Annotated in this window: 13 protein-coding genes; 3 read left to right on the top strand and 10 right to left on the bottom strand. The window is 55.9% G+C overall.

Annotated features, from left to right (window positions below):
• The first annotated feature begins 126 nt into the window (after positions 1-126).
• Together AC0L8N_RS02835 and AC0L8N_RS02840 are read left to right on the top strand one after the other, a co-directional pair.
• On the top strand, positions 127-2,226 hold the full coding sequence (locus tag AC0L8N_RS02835; RefSeq protein WP_473666059.1) for an EAL domain-containing protein: 2,100 nt from the start codon (positions 127-129) through the stop codon (positions 2,224-2,226).
• A 239-nt stretch (positions 2,227-2,465) separates the two neighbouring features.
• Positions 2,466-4,541, top strand: coding sequence for a type IV pilus assembly protein FimV (locus AC0L8N_RS02840; RefSeq protein ID WP_473666060.1), 2,076 nt, complete (start codon positions 2,466-2,468; stop codon positions 4,539-4,541).
• Positions 4,542-4,556: 15 nt separating this feature from the next.
• Here AC0L8N_RS02840 and parC read toward each other — a convergent pair whose 3' ends face one another.
• The 5 genes from parC to AC0L8N_RS02865 form a co-directional block, all read right to left on the bottom strand.
• Positions 4,557-6,800 (bottom strand): DNA topoisomerase IV subunit A, encoded by a 2,244-nt coding sequence (gene parC / locus AC0L8N_RS02845; protein WP_473666061.1) that lies wholly within the window; start codon positions 6,798-6,800, stop codon positions 4,557-4,559.
• Between the two features lie 11 nt (positions 6,801-6,811).
• Complete coding sequence (gene parE, locus AC0L8N_RS02850; protein WP_473666062.1) at positions 6,812-8,698, bottom strand: DNA topoisomerase IV subunit B; 1,887 nt, start codon at positions 8,696-8,698, stop codon at positions 6,812-6,814.
• 154 nt (positions 8,699-8,852) lie between these two features.
• Complete coding sequence (locus AC0L8N_RS02855; protein WP_473666063.1) at positions 8,853-9,437, bottom strand: DUF3501 family protein; 585 nt, start codon at positions 9,435-9,437, stop codon at positions 8,853-8,855.
• A 3-nt stretch (positions 9,438-9,440) separates the two neighbouring features.
• Positions 9,441-10,784 carry a heterodisulfide reductase-related iron-sulfur binding cluster gene (locus AC0L8N_RS02860; RefSeq protein WP_473666064.1) on the bottom strand — a complete coding sequence of 448 codons (1,344 nt, stop codon included), beginning with the start codon at positions 10,782-10,784 and terminating at the stop codon, positions 9,441-9,443.
• A 71-nt stretch (positions 10,785-10,855) separates the two neighbouring features.
• Entirely contained in the window at positions 10,856-11,275 is a 420-nt protein-coding gene (locus AC0L8N_RS02865; protein WP_473666065.1) for a rubrerythrin family protein, read from the bottom strand.
• Between the two features lie 171 nt (positions 11,276-11,446).
• On the opposite strand from AC0L8N_RS02865, the gene AC0L8N_RS02870 reads away from it, so the two are divergent.
• A complete protein-coding gene (locus AC0L8N_RS02870; RefSeq protein WP_473666066.1) occupies positions 11,447-11,683 on the top strand; it encodes an exodeoxyribonuclease VII small subunit in 237 nt (78 codons plus the stop codon).
• A gap of 15 nt (positions 11,684-11,698) precedes the next feature.
• On the opposite strand, the gene AC0L8N_RS02875 is transcribed toward AC0L8N_RS02870, so the two are convergent.
• From AC0L8N_RS02875 to ribH, 5 genes are read right to left on the bottom strand one after another with little or no spacing between them, the layout of a single operon-like run.
• Positions 11,699-13,006, bottom strand: a complete 1,308-nt coding sequence (locus AC0L8N_RS02875) for a protein kinase domain-containing protein (protein ID WP_473666067.1) — start codon at positions 13,004-13,006, stop codon at positions 11,699-11,701.
• A 15-nt stretch (positions 13,007-13,021) separates the two neighbouring features.
• Positions 13,022-13,507, bottom strand: coding sequence for a phosphatidylglycerophosphatase A family protein (locus AC0L8N_RS02880; RefSeq protein WP_473666069.1), 486 nt, complete (start codon positions 13,505-13,507; stop codon positions 13,022-13,024).
• Positions 13,500-14,471, bottom strand: a complete 972-nt coding sequence (gene thiL, locus AC0L8N_RS02885; protein WP_473666070.1) for a thiamine-phosphate kinase — start codon at positions 14,469-14,471, stop codon at positions 13,500-13,502. The genes AC0L8N_RS02880 and thiL overlap by 8 nt, the downstream gene beginning before the upstream one ends.
• Before the next feature lie 21 nt (positions 14,472-14,492).
• Entirely contained in the window at positions 14,493-14,927 is a 435-nt protein-coding gene (nusB, locus tag AC0L8N_RS02890) for a transcription antitermination factor NusB (RefSeq protein ID WP_473666071.1), read from the bottom strand.
• Between the two features lie 36 nt (positions 14,928-14,963).
• Positions 14,964-15,437 carry a 6,7-dimethyl-8-ribityllumazine synthase gene (gene ribH, locus AC0L8N_RS02895; protein WP_473666072.1) on the bottom strand — a complete coding sequence of 158 codons (474 nt, stop codon included), beginning with the start codon at positions 15,435-15,437 and terminating at the stop codon, positions 14,964-14,966.
• Positions 15,438-15,458: the final 21 nt, after the last annotated feature.

The raw sequence follows: 15,458 nt of genomic DNA on the forward strand, positions 1-15,458 counted from the left end.
ATATGATGCCCATCACGGAATCTGACAGGCTACCGGGGCTACTCTGCCTCCCGGAGCGATTGATGCGACCCCTATTTTAATTAATCTGGCCGGGCAAGGTTCGCTTGTCGCCGGCAGGACTGAATTTTGAACCAGAATAACGGCATTTCCGTTGCTGTACTGACGCGCAACCAAGAAGACGTTGAATGCGTCAATGTCACGCTGCGCAGTTCGGGCCATGCGGCCCACTGCGAATGGGCGGCCGATCCGAGCCAACTCGACAAGATACTGAGCCGCAACAAGACCGAACTCATCATCTTGTTTAAGGACAGCTACCCGGATGAGGTTCGTCAGGTTGTCCGTCAGAAGGACAGCTACCACCCCGAGTTGCCGGTCATTGCCGTACAGGCGGACCCGGACGAAAGCGCCATTCAGGCCACGATGAAGGACGGCGCGCGCGATCTGGTCTCAACGAATCACCGGACCCGCTGGCTGGCGATTATGGAACGCGAGTTGCGCGCTTTGCGGCTGGAGAGAGCGCTGAACTCGACCGTGAATGCAGCCAATGAGTACAAACGTCAGCTTCACCATTATATGGAGCGCTCTGAAAGTGCGATCGCTTATGCTCAGGACGGCATCATCACCAGCGTCAACAGTGCCTGGGTAGAACTGTTCGAAGGTGCGAATGAGGACGATGTGGCAGGACTGCCATTGATGGATAGCTTCGAGGCCGAGAGCCACGCGGCAATCAAAGGCGCCCTCGTCGCGACGATGAAAGGCAAATGGCCTGCCGATGATCAGCTCGAAGCCAAAGCACACACTGTCAATGGCGAATCGAGCAAGGTTGCCTTGTGCTTTCAGTTAGTCGAATTCGAAGACGGCCCCCACGTACAGATTGAAATTGCACAACGTGCTGCCGAAGTCGAAGAGCCTACCAAACTGGTCCACGATGCACTGCAACGCGACCCAACAACACTATTCTACCATCGCCAGCAGTTTCTGGAACGCATGCAGAAACGCAGTGCAAATAAGCCGTCTTCCGGTATGTACGTGCTCGCGTGCATACAGCCTGACCACTTTTCAACTGTTCAAAACGACGTCGGCATCATTGCCTCGGAAGACATCCTCGCGCAGCTCGCCGAGCAAATCCGCCTGCGACTGCATCCGCGCGATTTCGCCGGGCGATTTGAAGGCACTACGCTGATGGTATTGCTGGAGCGCGGCAGTGAACAGGATGCTCAGGCCTGGGGCCAACAGCTTATCGACTACATACGTGAGTTCCCATTTGATATCGCGAATCAGAATGTTCATCTCACGTGCACAGTAGGCATATGTGCCATCAGCGGAATCTTTAACACCCTGGAAGAACAGATTGCGGCGGTAGTCGCGGCGAAAAGCGCTGGCCGGAGCTCGGGTGGCAACACGGTTCGACTGAGTGACACGGATAATGAGGATACTCGCCTGCGACGTTTCGATGCGATTTGGGTGAAACATATTCGATCGGCTCTCATGGAAAATCGCTTCAGAATTGCGCACTTGCCTATCGCAGGTTTGCGCAGTGAAGCGGGTCCGATGTTCGATATGCTCGTGCGCATGCTGGATGAACAAGGCAACTCGGTTTTGCCATCCGAATTCCTGCCTGCCGCAGAAAGAAACAACCTGATGAAGACTATCGATCGCTGGATCATTACAGCGTCTATGGATTTCTGCCTGGAAGAGAAGGCCGACCGGGTTTTTGTCCGACTGTCGCGGCAATCACTAAAGGATCCGTCGCTGGCCGAATGGGTCACCCAGGAATTGAAGAAACGAGACTTGCCGGCGAAACGCGTATGTCTGCAAATTTCTGAACGCGATGCCGCGCGGCATATCAAGCTTGCACAAAACCTGGCTCGCGACATCCAGGCTGCTGGCATAGGTTTCGCACTGGCACACTATGGTGTTGAGGAAAACAGACTGCAGATTCTCGATGTCCTCAAGCCCGACTTTATAAAAATCAACGGCGAACTGATGCATTCATTGACCAGCGATACTGAAATGCAGGAAAACGTTCGTCGGCTCGCGGCAGCTGCCGAAGAGCGAAATATTCTCACCATTGCGGAACGCGTAGAGAACGCCAATGCCATGGCGGTATTGTTCCAGCTCGGCGTACATTTCATGCAGGGCCACTACGTGCACGAGCCCGAGGTCGTTCTCGCCGAAGCCCCGCGGGTCGAAACCAGAAGCTATGACGCGCTGGTCAACGGCTAGCCCCTGCCACTCGCACCGGGTAGAGATAGAATGGCTGCCGGCCTGAAAATGTGAACTGGCTCACAGTTGCTACCCCGTGGCGACTCGCTCATTACCTGGCAAATTCCAAACTTTGACCGGGTCGATATTCCAAGAATAAATACTTGGCTAGACTGCGGATCAATAAGCCACAGTGTTTGAGCGATTCGTGCGTTGCCAAACGTGCGAAACAGAGAACCCAGCAAGTACGGAGCCACGCCGTGAAAAAAGCGCAAAGCCGAACCAGCAAGTCCGCTGCCAAGGCGAAACGATTTCCTGCCCGATCGGCAGTTGTATCCACCTTCACGGCCAGCAGTATATGTGTACTGTTATCCAGTCCGGGCATGGCGGTAGAGCTGGGAGAGATTCAACTGGAATCGGCGCTCGGTCAGCCCTTGCGAGCAAGCATCGCCTACGCGCTGGCGCCCAACGAACGCATCAACGAACAATGCATCTATTTGCGCTCCGGCGTACCAATGGCCGGCGTCCCCGAAATTTCCCGTGCGACCATCGCCTTGAATGGTCAACGCATCCTGCTAAGCGGTACTACCGCATTGCGCGAACCGATGATGAGCCTGCAACTTGCCATCGACTGCCCGTACACCGCCCGCCTGAGTCGGGAGTACGTACTACTGCTGAATCCGCCGGGCACTGTCGAACAGGCCACGATAAGTGCGCAGCCGATCACCGCGCCTGCAGCACGTGCTGCCGCGACGCCCGCAACCCGCCCGGCGACAGCCGCTCGCCGCAACCTGGCAGCCCCGATAAATACCCGCAATACAGCACCCGCTATTGTGGCTGGCGATTCGTACAACGTAATGCCCGGTGACACGTTGTCGGGCATCGTTGCGCGCATCGAAAATCGTAAACTTCGCCTGTGGGATTCTGTGGATGCCATTCATGCCGCCAATCCCGAGGCATTTCTTGACAACAACATTGATCGCCTGATTGCAGGCAGTACGCTGATCATCCCTACGTCAGTTGTAGACACTGCTGTAGCCGCGGCGGCTCCCGCCGTGCAAGTCGCAGCTACACAGCCGGCAACAACACGAGCTTATCGCGGCGTCGTTGAGGGAGCCGCGACGGCAACTCCAGCAACTGTCGCCCCGCAAACTACTGAGAGCGCGAGCACCCCAGCGCCAGTCTCGCAAGCCCTGGCCGAGCCGACATCGAACGCTGTCGTAGCAGCGCCAACGGCAAATTTGGGCGTTGCCACGACCGGAACGCAGGCCGACACCGCGCCGACAATAGCCAGTACGCAGGCAACCACCGCGCCCACGGTGAGCATACCGGATACCCGGATCGTTCAACGTCAACCCGTACCGGCATCGGTAGTAATCACACCCGCCGACGATTCCGCACGTTCCTGGCTGGTTTGGCTGGGCGTCGCGGGCGTCGGTATGTTCCTGGGACTGCTGCTCTTCGGTCGTCGCTTGCGTGAACGTTTCGGCCACAAACCGGACATGGAAGAAACGCAGATCAACGAATCCCTGCTGAACAGGCGGAGTGCTGATCGTGGCGAAGAAACTGTCAACGACGAGCTTGGCCTTACCGACGCTACGCCCAGATCCGCCGACTACCATCTGGATGCCGACCTGAGCGACGGCAAGGGTTTCGACAGCAATGACGATATTGACGTTGCACTGGATTACAACTTTGCCACTTCCGGTGACTACAGCAATGAGCTTGACCTGACGGTTGGCGAGAGCGACAGCAACAGCGATGAACTGCCCACCGATATCATGGAGAAGCAAAACAGTTCGACCGATCCGATGGAGTTCTCAGGCACTGGCTACGATATGTCGATGGTTGTCGATGTCTCGAAACAGAAGTTTGAATCCTCTGCAACCACGCGGGACTTACAGGCCATACAGGTCGAATCAGTTAGTGCATCTCAGATAAAAGCCGGCCCTCTCGACCTGACGACAGAGTTCGATCATCGAATTCTGGAACAGGATTACGAGGACGAGATGACCGCGACGCAAATACTCAACAATGAGATCGAACAGGCCGCGCGTGAGCTCCAGGCGCGCCTGAGCGAATTCAAGGAAGACCCGAATTCCGTATCCATGGCTGAAGACCTGGAGGGGACGGCGGAAATTACGGCCGAGATGCCTGCTCGTCGGACGGCTGACAATGACAGCCCGACCACCGCCGACAATCTCAGCGCCGACAATCTCAGCGCCGACGACTCGATGACCGCAGTGATGCCGAACAGGGATGGTGACGATTTCGACCTGGAAATCGACATGGATATGGATACGGCCGTACACAATCGAAAGAGCAATGCTGGCTGAGCCAGCGCGTTCGATTTACTCGACCGACAATCTCTCCACTTTGCGCCAGCCTTGCGGGAGCATACTGCCTCGCAAGGCTCGTTCGCCGTAGTAGTCATCCACATCGTTCCACTTGAGCGTCATCGTTCGTGTGGCTGTGTGCACCTGCAGATTGCCCTCTTCCGGAATAACCGCAACGGAAACCAGTTGCTCGTCACCCGACTGGTACTTCTTGGTCGGGATATTCAACAGCTTGTTACCTTTGCCTTTGGCGAGCTCCGGCAAGTCGTCCATCTCAAAAATCAGTAAGCGACCAATTGAACTGACAGCGGCAATCAGGCATTCCGCACCCGCAGGCACTGGAGCCGGAACAACTGCACGTCCTCCGGTTGGCACGCGCAATATTGCTTTACCGGCCTTGTTTCGCGACACGAGGTCTTCCAGTTTCGCTATGAAGCCGTAACCGGCGTCGCTGGCCAACACCCACTTGTCACTGGGCTCGCCAATCAATGTTCCACAGAAACCCGCACCGTCTGGCGGATTGAATCGCCCGGACAACGGTTCACCCTGCCCTCGCGCTGACGGCAATGTATGCGCATTGACGCTGTAGACGCGGCCACTACTGTCGATGAACATCGCCAGTTGATTGCTGCGTCCACGCGCAGCGGCAAGAAACTCATCGCCCGATTTGTAGTTCAGCGCGAATGGGTCTACCTCATGCCCTTTCGCCGCGCGTGCCCAACCTCGTTGTGACAACACTATCGTTACCGGTTCGCTGGCGACCAGCTGGGTTTCGTCCAGCGCTTTCGCTGTATCGCGTTCGACGATAACGGTACGTCGCGCATCACCGTAGGCTTCAGCATCTTCCAGCAATTCGTTCTTGATCAGGGTCTTGAGGCGCGCCGCACTGTTCAGAATCATCTCGATTTTCTTGCGTTCGGCGCTGAGCTCGTCCTGCTCGCCACGGATCTTCATTTCCTCAAGTTTTGCCAGATTGCGCAGTCGCAGATTAAGGATCGCTTCGGCCTGTATTTCAGAAAGACCAAAGCGCTCCATCAGCACGGGCTTCGGTTTGTCTTCCTGACGTATGATCGCGATGACTTCATCGATATTGAGGTAAGCCGCCAGCAAACCATCAAGTATGTGCAGACGATCTTCAACGATCTGCAAACGGTGATTCAGGCGGCGTGTGACAGTGTCACGACGGAATGTCAGCCATTCCGTCAGCAAGCCGTGCAAGTTGAAAGCGCGTGGTCGGCCATCAAGCGCAACTATGTTCATATTGGCGCGAACAGTACGTTCGAGAGAGGTCGTTGCGAACAAATGAGACATCAATTCTTCAACGTCGACCTTTCTGGACTTTGGCGTAATGACCAGGCGAATAGGATCTTCGTGATCCGATTCGTCACGCAGGTCTTCAACCAACGGCAGCTTTTTGTTGCGCATCTGCGCCGCAATTTGTTCCAGCACCTTCGATCCGGCGATCTGGTAGGGCAATGCCGTAATGACGATATCGCCATTCTCGACTTTGTAAGTGGCGCGCAGACGCAAGGTACCGTTGCCAGTTTCATAAATAGCGCGAATGTCGTCGCGCGGCGAAACCAGTTCACCGCCCGTCGGAAAATCCGGGCCCTTGATGTGCTTCATCAGGTCGGCGATCGTCGCCTTCGGGTTATCGATCAAGTGCACACAAGCACTGACCACTTCGCGCAGATTGTGCGGCGGTACGTCCGTCGACAGCCCTACGGCAATGCCGGTCGTGCCGTTGAGCAACAAATTAGGTAGTCGGGCAGGCAGGACCACAGGCTCATCCATCGTGCCGTCAAAATTAGGAACCCAGTCAACCGTGCCGTGAGCAAGTTCAGCCAACAGACTCTTTGCGTAAGGTTTCAGTCTCGACTCGGTATAACGCATGGCAGCAAACGACTTCGGGTCGTCCGTTGAGCCCCAGTTGCCTTGACCGTCAATAATGGAATACCGGTACGAAAACTCCTGCGCCATTAGCACCATTGCTTCGTAGCAGGCAGAGTCGCCGTGCGGATGGAACTTACCGATCACGTCGCCGACCGTGCGCGCCGATTTTTTCGGCTTTGAGCCAGCGGACAAACCCAGCTCACTCATCGCATAGATGATGCGCCTTTGTACCGGCTTCAGTCCGTCGCCGATCTGCGGCAGCGCACGATCCAGGATGACGTACATCGAGTAGTTGAGGTACGCCTTTTCGGTGTAGTCCTTCAGCGCCTGCTTTTCGACACCTTCAAGATTCAGTTGATTCTGCATGCCGGTTTTCCTCAGACCTCCGCCAGGTTGCCTTTCGTCTCAAGCCAGGTACGGCGATCTGCCGAGCGCTTTTTAGCCAGCAACATATCCATTAGCTGGTCTGTATTGTCTTTCGCATCAATCGTCAGTTGCACCAGTCTGCGCGTATCGCGGTGCATGGTCGTTTCCCGCAGTTGTCCCGGGCTCATCTCACCGAGGCCCTTGAAGCGGGTGACGCTTAGTTTGCCACGGCGTCCTTCAGCTTCGATGCGATCGAGTATGCCCTGACGCTCCGGCTCATCCAGTGCGTAGAAAACGTCTTTGCCAATGTCGATGCGGTACAACGGTGGCATTGCTACGTACACGTGCCCCGCCGTAACGAGTTCGCGAAAGTGGCGGAGGAACAGTGCACAGAGCAAGGTCGCAATGTGTAAACCATCAGAGTCAGCATCGGCCAGAATGCACACCTTGTGATAGCGCAGGCCGGAGATATCGGGAGTTGCAGGGTCAACGCCCAACGCAACGCTGATGTCGTGTACTTCCTGCGAACCAAGTATTTCAGCTGCGTCGACTTCCCAGGTATTCAGGATTTTGCCGCGTAACGGCATGATTGCCTGAGTATTGCGGTCACGTGCCTGCTTGGCCGAACCGCCGGCGGAATCGCCCTCCACCAGAAACAATTCACAAAGCTCCGGCTCCTGCGACGTGCAATCAGCCAACTTGCCGGGCAGTGCAGGTCCTGAAACGATTTTCTTGCGTACGACTTTCTTCGCCGCTTTCAGCCGCTTTTGCGCTTTGCTGATTGCCTGTTGGGCTATCAGATCGCCGCTTTCGGGGTGTTGATTCAACCACAATGAAAAGCTGTCTTTGATGATCCCGGCAACAAATGCGGCAGACTCACGTGACGACAAGCGTTCTTTGGTTTGCCCGGAAAACTGTGGGTCTTCAAGCTTCGTGCTGAGCACGAAGGACAAACCGTCCCATACGTCTTCCGGCGCCAAACTGACACCACGCGGCAACAAACCGCGAAACTCGCAGAAAGCGCGCAGTGCATTGGTCAAGCCAGTGCGAAGACCCGCGACATGGGTACCGCCCTGCGCTGTTGGAATCAGGTTTACGTAGCTTTCCGAGACCGGCTGACCGTCTCCGGTCAACCAGACGAGGGCCCAGTCCACGGCCTCGTGTTTGCCGGTCATGCTGCCGGAGAACGGCTCAGTCGGCAGGAACTCGCTGCTGTCTATTGCCTCCAGCAAATACTCTTCCAACCCACCGGAGTAGCACCATTCCAGTTTTTCTTCCGGCTTCTCGACGCTCAAGCGGACCATCAGCCCGGGGCAAAGTACAGCCTTGGCTTTCAACGCATGCTTGAGCTTGCTTACGGAAATCTTGGGGGAATCGAAATATTTCGGATCCGGCCAGAATCGCAACGTCGTACCGGTGTTCGCCTTGCCGACCGTTCCGACAACGTCCAGTTTGCCGCGCTTCTTGCCGTCCGCGAAGCTCAAGTTGTATTCCTTGCCGCCCCGTCGAATCCAGACTTCGAGGTTCTTCGACAATGCGTTGACGACGGAGACACCGACGCCGTGCAGCCCGCCAGAGTACTGGTAGTTGTCCTTGTTGAACTTGCCGCCGGCATGCAGTCGGGTAAGGATCAGCTCGACGCCCGGTATTTTCTCTTTGGGGTGAATATCCACCGGCATACCACGACCGTCGTCACTCACCTCCAGCGAGCCGTCCTCATGGAGAGTTACTTCTATTTTTTTGCAATGCCCTGCAAGCGCCTCGTCGACGCTGTTGTCTATGACTTCGTGGGCCAGGTGGTTGGGCCGCGAAGTATCGGTGTACATACCGGGCCGCCGACGTACTGGTTCGAGGCCGCTAAGGACCTCGATGTCCGCCGCATCGTATCGTTTACTCATTAGATCTGGAACGCCGCAAGGAAAAATCCGGGGACAGTTTACTGATTTATGGGAGGCTTGTCTGAGTGAATTGCGGCTGAAAAAACAACTTCAAAAGTCACTATCAGACAAATAGTTGCGGGCGTAGCGAAAATTCTCTCGTTTACCCGGCCACTCAATCCAGGTCGTTCAGCAATGACTGCCGAACGTTGGCGGGCACCGGCCGCAATTCGACCTGGTAGTTCTTGTGGTCTATACCGGCTGCCAGCTCCTTACCTGCTTTCAGGCCAGCAACATCGGCCGCCGACAACTCGAAACGCATGAAATGCACGGCCGAGGTTTTCTCGTCCGTTGAGCGCGGCAAGTCTTCGTTGGCAATTGGGCGGATCAGATCACCTTCGCCAACCTGCATCCAGACCCGATCCTCGATTCCGATCAATTGCTTTAACATTGCCCGGCGCTCATCCACGTCGGGGAACTCGATCATGAAGGTCGCTTTCCAGTTGCTGCCGTCCGGTATCAAAGGATTGTAGGCCGCCAGCTCTTCGTTGATTCCAGCCGCCTCAAATATTCGTTCGATCCGTAGCATCTCCTGCACTTGATATTGAACCGTGATGCGGTCTTCGAAATACAAGGTCGCATTGGTGCCAAGTTCCAGTCGCCGGTTGCGCTTGTGAGCCAGCACTTCGTTACGGAATTCGGGACGGACCTCGGCGTATTTTTCGAGTCCATACAGTTGGTCTTTACTTAGTTTGCGCATGAATCAGATTCCGTAGGCCTGGCGCAGCAACGCGAGCGGATGCTCGGCACCGTTGTCATCCAGGCTCTGTGCAATTTGGTCGGCCGCCATCGGGCAATCACTCGCAAAATGTTGCGGGGCTGCCTTCTTGACTTTATTGACGACTGGCCGGGCGATTTTTTTGGATATTTCGTGAAACTCTTTTTTAACTGCGTACGTGCCATCGTGGCCAGAACAGCGCTCTATAGCCTGCACCTGTGTATCCGGCGCCATGGCAAGTATGTCGCGAGTCTTGAGGCCAATGTTCTGTACCCGCAAATGGCAGGCAACCTGATAAGCAACCGTGCCCAGAGAGTTCTTGAATTCGGTGTTCAACTTGCCGTGCTTGTGGCGCAACATCAAGTATTCAAAAGGATCGTACATGGCATTGCGCACTTTGCTGACGGCAGCGTCATCCGGGAACATGAGCGGTAGTTCCTGTTTGAACATGAGCGTGCACGACGGAATCGGCGTAACAATATCCCAGCCTCGCTCGACCCACTCGGCCAGTACGGGAATGTTTTTGTCTTTCGCGCTGGCGACTGCCTGCAAATCACCCAGCTCCAGTTTGGGCATGCCGCAACAGACTTCCTGCTCGGCCAGGGCTACCGCTATACCGTTGTGTTCGAAAACCGCGACCAGGTCTTCGGCAAGTGCCGGCATATTCCGGTTGCCATAACAGGTTGTGAACAGCACCACCTTGCCGGTTGTCTCTCCGGCAACAACCGCTGAGTTCCCATTCTCATCACGATGTGATTTCAGACGTTTGCGGGCTGTACGGGAATGATAGGCCGGCAACGGCGCGGCATGATGCACGCCGAGCGTCTTTTCCAGCAATTTGCGCGCAGTCTTGTTGCGTGTACTGGCATTTACCGTCTGCACAACGACCGGAATTCCGGCAAAGCGCCCTACCTTGTCAGTGGAACTAAGAATGCGATCGCGTTTACTCGCACCCTGCTCGCGAAAACGCGTGGCCTTGGCGCGCAACATCAAGTGCGGGAAATCAACGTTCCATTCATGCGGCGGCACATACGGGCACTTGCTCATGTAGCACATGTCGCAGAGGTAGCAGTTATCAACAACGTCCCAATACACTTCCTTCGGTACGCCATCGACTTCCATGCTGTCAGACGCATCGATAGCGTCGAAGAGCGTCGGGAATGCGTTGCAAAGATTGAAACAGCGTCGGCATCCGTGACAGATATCGAAAACCCGTTCGAGCTCGGTATCCAGTGCCTTATGGTCGTAGAATTCGTCCGTTTGCCATGCAAGCGGATGCCGCGTCGGGGCTTCGAGACTGCCCTCGCGCCTGTCGCCGTTGTTGCTCATGAGAAGATTCCAGAACGGGCGGCCGCAAAAACCGGACTGCCCGGCTTTGCCGGGCAGTCACGGCCGGTTCATCAGTCGTCCAATGCGTCCAGCGCTTTCTGGAAGCGATTGGCGTGCGAGCGCTCTGCTTTTGCAAGCGTCTCGAACCAGTCTGCGATTTCGTCGAAATCTTCGTCACGAGCTGCTTTCGCCATGCCCGGGTACATGTCGGTGTATTCGTGCGTTTCACCGGCAATGGCCGATTTGAGGTTGTCGGCTGTTGCACCGATCGGCAGGCCCGTAGCCGGGTCGCCTACTTCCTCAAGGTATTCCAGGTGGCCGTGCGCGTGGCCGGTTTCACCTTCTGCCGTTGAACGGAATACGGCCGCAACATCGTTGTAGCCTTCGACGTCCGCTTTTGCCGCAAAATACAAATAACGGCGATTAGCCTGTGACTCGCCGGCAAACGCTTCTTTCAGGTTGCCCTCGGTTTTGCTGCCCTTCAAAGACATGATCGTTCCTCTCCAACGTACTCGTACCAAAACAATTTAGACTAAGTCTAATCGGAAACTCACTTTATGCGCGGTCACTGGTCTTGTCAACGCAGCCTGCGACCTCGTTGACGGTGCGCGCGCGCAAGGGTAGCGTACAGCCGAATCCGCACATCGCCCGACAGGAACTCCATGAGCGCCAAGAAAGAAATCGACCTCGAAAAGTCACTGGTACAGCTGGAAACGCTGGTTAAAGAGCTGGAAAGCGGCGACCTGCCGCTGGAAAAAGCCATGCAGAAATTCGAGCAGGGAGTGAAATTGACACGCAATTGTCAGTCAGCGCTCAAGGACGCGGAACAGCGGGTTGAGATACTAATGAAAAGCGCTGGCGGAGAGTCGGTTCTGCAGGACTTCGACAACGACGACTAACGGCGCGCCGAGAGCTCAGGAGGTTTCGGCACTTCCATCGCCCTGCAAACGGGTGATCAGGGAGCGCAAGAAGACCTTGTTGAAGCGCAACTGGCAGGATGATGACACCTGCTCCATCAGTGTTGAGCTTACCCGCAGTATCGTTACGGCGCCGGTGGCACGAATCGACGCAGTTCGCTTGGCGCCACGGACATAGCTCGTTTCGCCGAAACAATCGCCAGCTTCGAGCTCTCCCAGTTTCTTACCGTTGGCTTCGACTGACGCCTGCCCCGCCACGATGATATAGAAACGATCGTCCATCTCTCCTTCGCGGACGATATCTTCTTCATCCTTGTACTCGTGCCAATCACTAGCGCGCAGCACTTCCCAGATTTCAGCATGGGAAAACTCGTGGAAGAATGTCAACGCACGTAGCAGATCGAAGTGTTCTTGATTGTCCAGGCTGTCGTACTTGGCGCGTAGATCCTGATAAACACGGGTCAGATCGGCGGCTAATGCATTGCCACTCGCGCAACGTTTAGATGCCTCTTTATGCATCGTCATTGCCACGACATTTTCCAACTCTTCGGGCAGATCCTTGCGATAAGTGTGGATCGGCGGCGGCGTCGCATAGACAATCTGGTGCAGCAATTTCGACAAGTTGTCAGCGCGGAACGGGCGGAACCCGGTCAACAGTTCATAGAGAACAGCGCCGAGCGAATAGATATCAGAACGGGATGTCAGTTCTTCAGACTGCACTTGCTCCGGCGACATATAGCTGGGGGAGCCGGCAATGCCTTCAATGCGTGACACTTCCGAGTCGTTACAGATCGCGATTCCGAAATCGATGATGCGAACGTCATTGTCAATCGTCAACATGATGTTGCTTGGCTTGATATCACGATGGATAACGCCGCGTCCGTGCGCATAGTGCAAAGCTTTTGCGCATTTGTAGACTGTTTCAACAACGTCATCGACGCGCAGCAGGTTGTCTGGTCGGCAATAAGCCGCGAGCGTGCGTGCACCTTGAATGTGTTCGGTGACTACGTAGTATTTGCCGTCTTCTTCACCGGCATCATAGATCGGCAGAATGTTCGGGTGCTGCAACATGCCAACCATGTGGGCTTCGTTGAAGAACATCTTGCGTGAAACGCGCGCTCGATCGGCGTCTGCGTCTTCCTCGATGTTGTATACCTTGATCGCAACATCGCGGCGGTAATAAGGATCGTGCGAAAGGTAGACTACCCCAGTACTACCCTGCCCCACCTTGTTGATGATGACGTACTTGCCAATCTTCGCCGGCACATTGCTCGGGCGCTTTAGCGGGGTGACTTTGCCAGTCATAGAGGTCCGTCTTCGTCATGACATAAGCCAACCACTGAATACAAGCACTAGTGCGGCATACAGGGCAGCTGCGAGGTCATCAAGCATAATTCCGAGCCCACCATGTAGTCTGTGATCCAGGTCCCGAATCGGCCAGGGCTTCCAGATATCGAACAGCCGGAACAGGCCAAAAGCCGCCAGCCACCAAGCAATCTGGGCTGGTACGACCAGCAGCGTCAGGTAGATACCCGCGATCTCGTCCCAGACGATTCCAGGATGGTCGTGCACGCCTATCCGGCGCGCCGACTCGCCACATAACCAGATACCGATAAGCGTTATGAGAACGCCTGCTGCCACGCGCAAGGTCATTGGCAGCGGCAGAAACAACAATGCCACCAGAATCCCTGCCACCGTACCGGCAGTTCCTGGCGCCTTCGGCGCCAGACCTGAACCGAAACCGAATGCCAAAAAATGCACGGGATCCGTCATGACGGTGCGGGCCAGGGATTGCTGTTCAGTCATGTTCGGGTAAATCCTGATTGGCGAAATGCCGGTAGCCAGCACTGGAAAATTCAACAGCGCAACCAGCATCAGTCAGGCGTAAGCCCGGGGCATCGTCCGCTGATCCAATTCGGGTAACCGCTACACCGACCTTCGCAGCAACACGCCGGAATTCGGCATCGGCCGCCGGCGGGACGGTCAGACACAACTCGTAATCATCACCGCCTTCCAGCGCGAGTCGTCTTGCGGACTTATCGCCCGCGAATGCGAGCAGCGCCGAAGATACAGGCAACTGGTTGCGCTCTATCGTTGCGCCAACCCCGGATGCAACGAGAACACGTTGCAGGTCGGCGTACAAGCCGTCCGAGATATCAATACCTGCGCTGGCGATACCGTTGACCGCGCGCCCCAGTTGCACGCGGGCACTGGGTCGACGAAAACGTGCTGTCAGTTCATTTTCCGCCGCTGCTTGCTGAATCAGCGCCAACCCTGCCGCGGCGTCACCCAAAGTCCCGCTGACATAAATGCCATCGCCAGGCTGACATCCGCTGCGCAACAGTCCTGCTTTGTTCGCGAGCAAACCGAGCAGCTGGACGCTAATCACAGCCTGCTCGCCACGAGTTGTATCGCCACCGACCAGAGCCACGTCGTACTCATCGGCCGCAGCAAACAAACCGTTTGCAAACGCTTCCAGCCACGCGGCTTCCGAAGCCGGCAGCGTAAGTGCCAGTGTCATCCAGGCCGGTGTCGCGCCCATCGCTGCCAGGTCGGAGAGATTCACCGCGACCGCACGGTAGCCGATGTCAGCAGGATCGAGGTCAGTGGGAAAGTGAACGCCGGCAACACTGGTGTCGACAACCGCCACCAGTTGCTGGCCAGGCGGCACATCCAGCAGTGCACCGTCATCGCCAATGCCGAGCGCAACGCCTGCACCTGACTCGCGACGAAAGTACCGGTCTATCAGCTCGAACTCATCGATCGCCATGACGGCTACCCTGTTGGGGGGTCAGGATTTACGGGCTTCAGCGACGCGCAAATCCGGTGCTGCCCGATCGAGCAGCGCATTGATGAATTTATGGCCATCGACGGCGCCAAAGCGTTTGCTGAGATTGACGGATTCATTGATGACCACCCGGTACGGAATATCAATTCGCGAGGTCAGTTCGAAAATACCCAATAACAGTATCGCCCGCTCGACTGGGTCCAGTTGCACAACCGGGCGATCTGAATACCCCGAAATCGTTTCCTCGTACGCCACTTGTTGTTCACAAATAGTCAACACGGCTTCATCGAAATACTCGGCTTCAACCCGCGCATATTCCGGTCGCTCATGAAACTGGCGCAACAACTCGTTGCGGTCATGGCCACTGATTTGCATTTGGTAAAGGGCCTGCACAACCAGCTCGCGCGCGCGTCCCCGGCGACCTGGCGCCTTGCTCATGTTGCTATACCCATAAAGATTCGATTGCCGCGCAAATCAAGACAGCTTGCGCAATAAACTAACCATTTCGATGACGGCCAGTGTTGCTTCTTCGCCTTTGTTGCCGGCTTTGGTCCCGGCACGCTCGATAGCTTGCTCAATGCTGTCCACGGTCAAGACACCGAAACCAATCGGCATGGCGTGATTCTGACCAGCCCGCGCGATTCCGCTAATGCATTCTCCGGAGACATAGTCGAAGTGCGGCGTGCCGCCACGAATAACAGCACCCAGCGCAATGATCGCATCGCAACGCCGCGCTTTGGCCACCGCTTCAACGGCCAACGGCATTTCGAAGGCTCCGGGCACACGCACGATGTCGATATCCGTATCGGAAGCACCGTGCCTTCGCAAACAGGACAATGCACCTTTGATCAGGGATTCGACGATGAAGTCATTAAAGCGTGCAGCGACGATCGTAAAACGCATGTCGCGCGCCAACAAATCGCCTTCAGTTGATTTTATTTTGTCCATAATCGCTGTTCCGGGCCGTGC

This window comes from Woeseia sp. D3-10 (assembly GCF_055809415.1).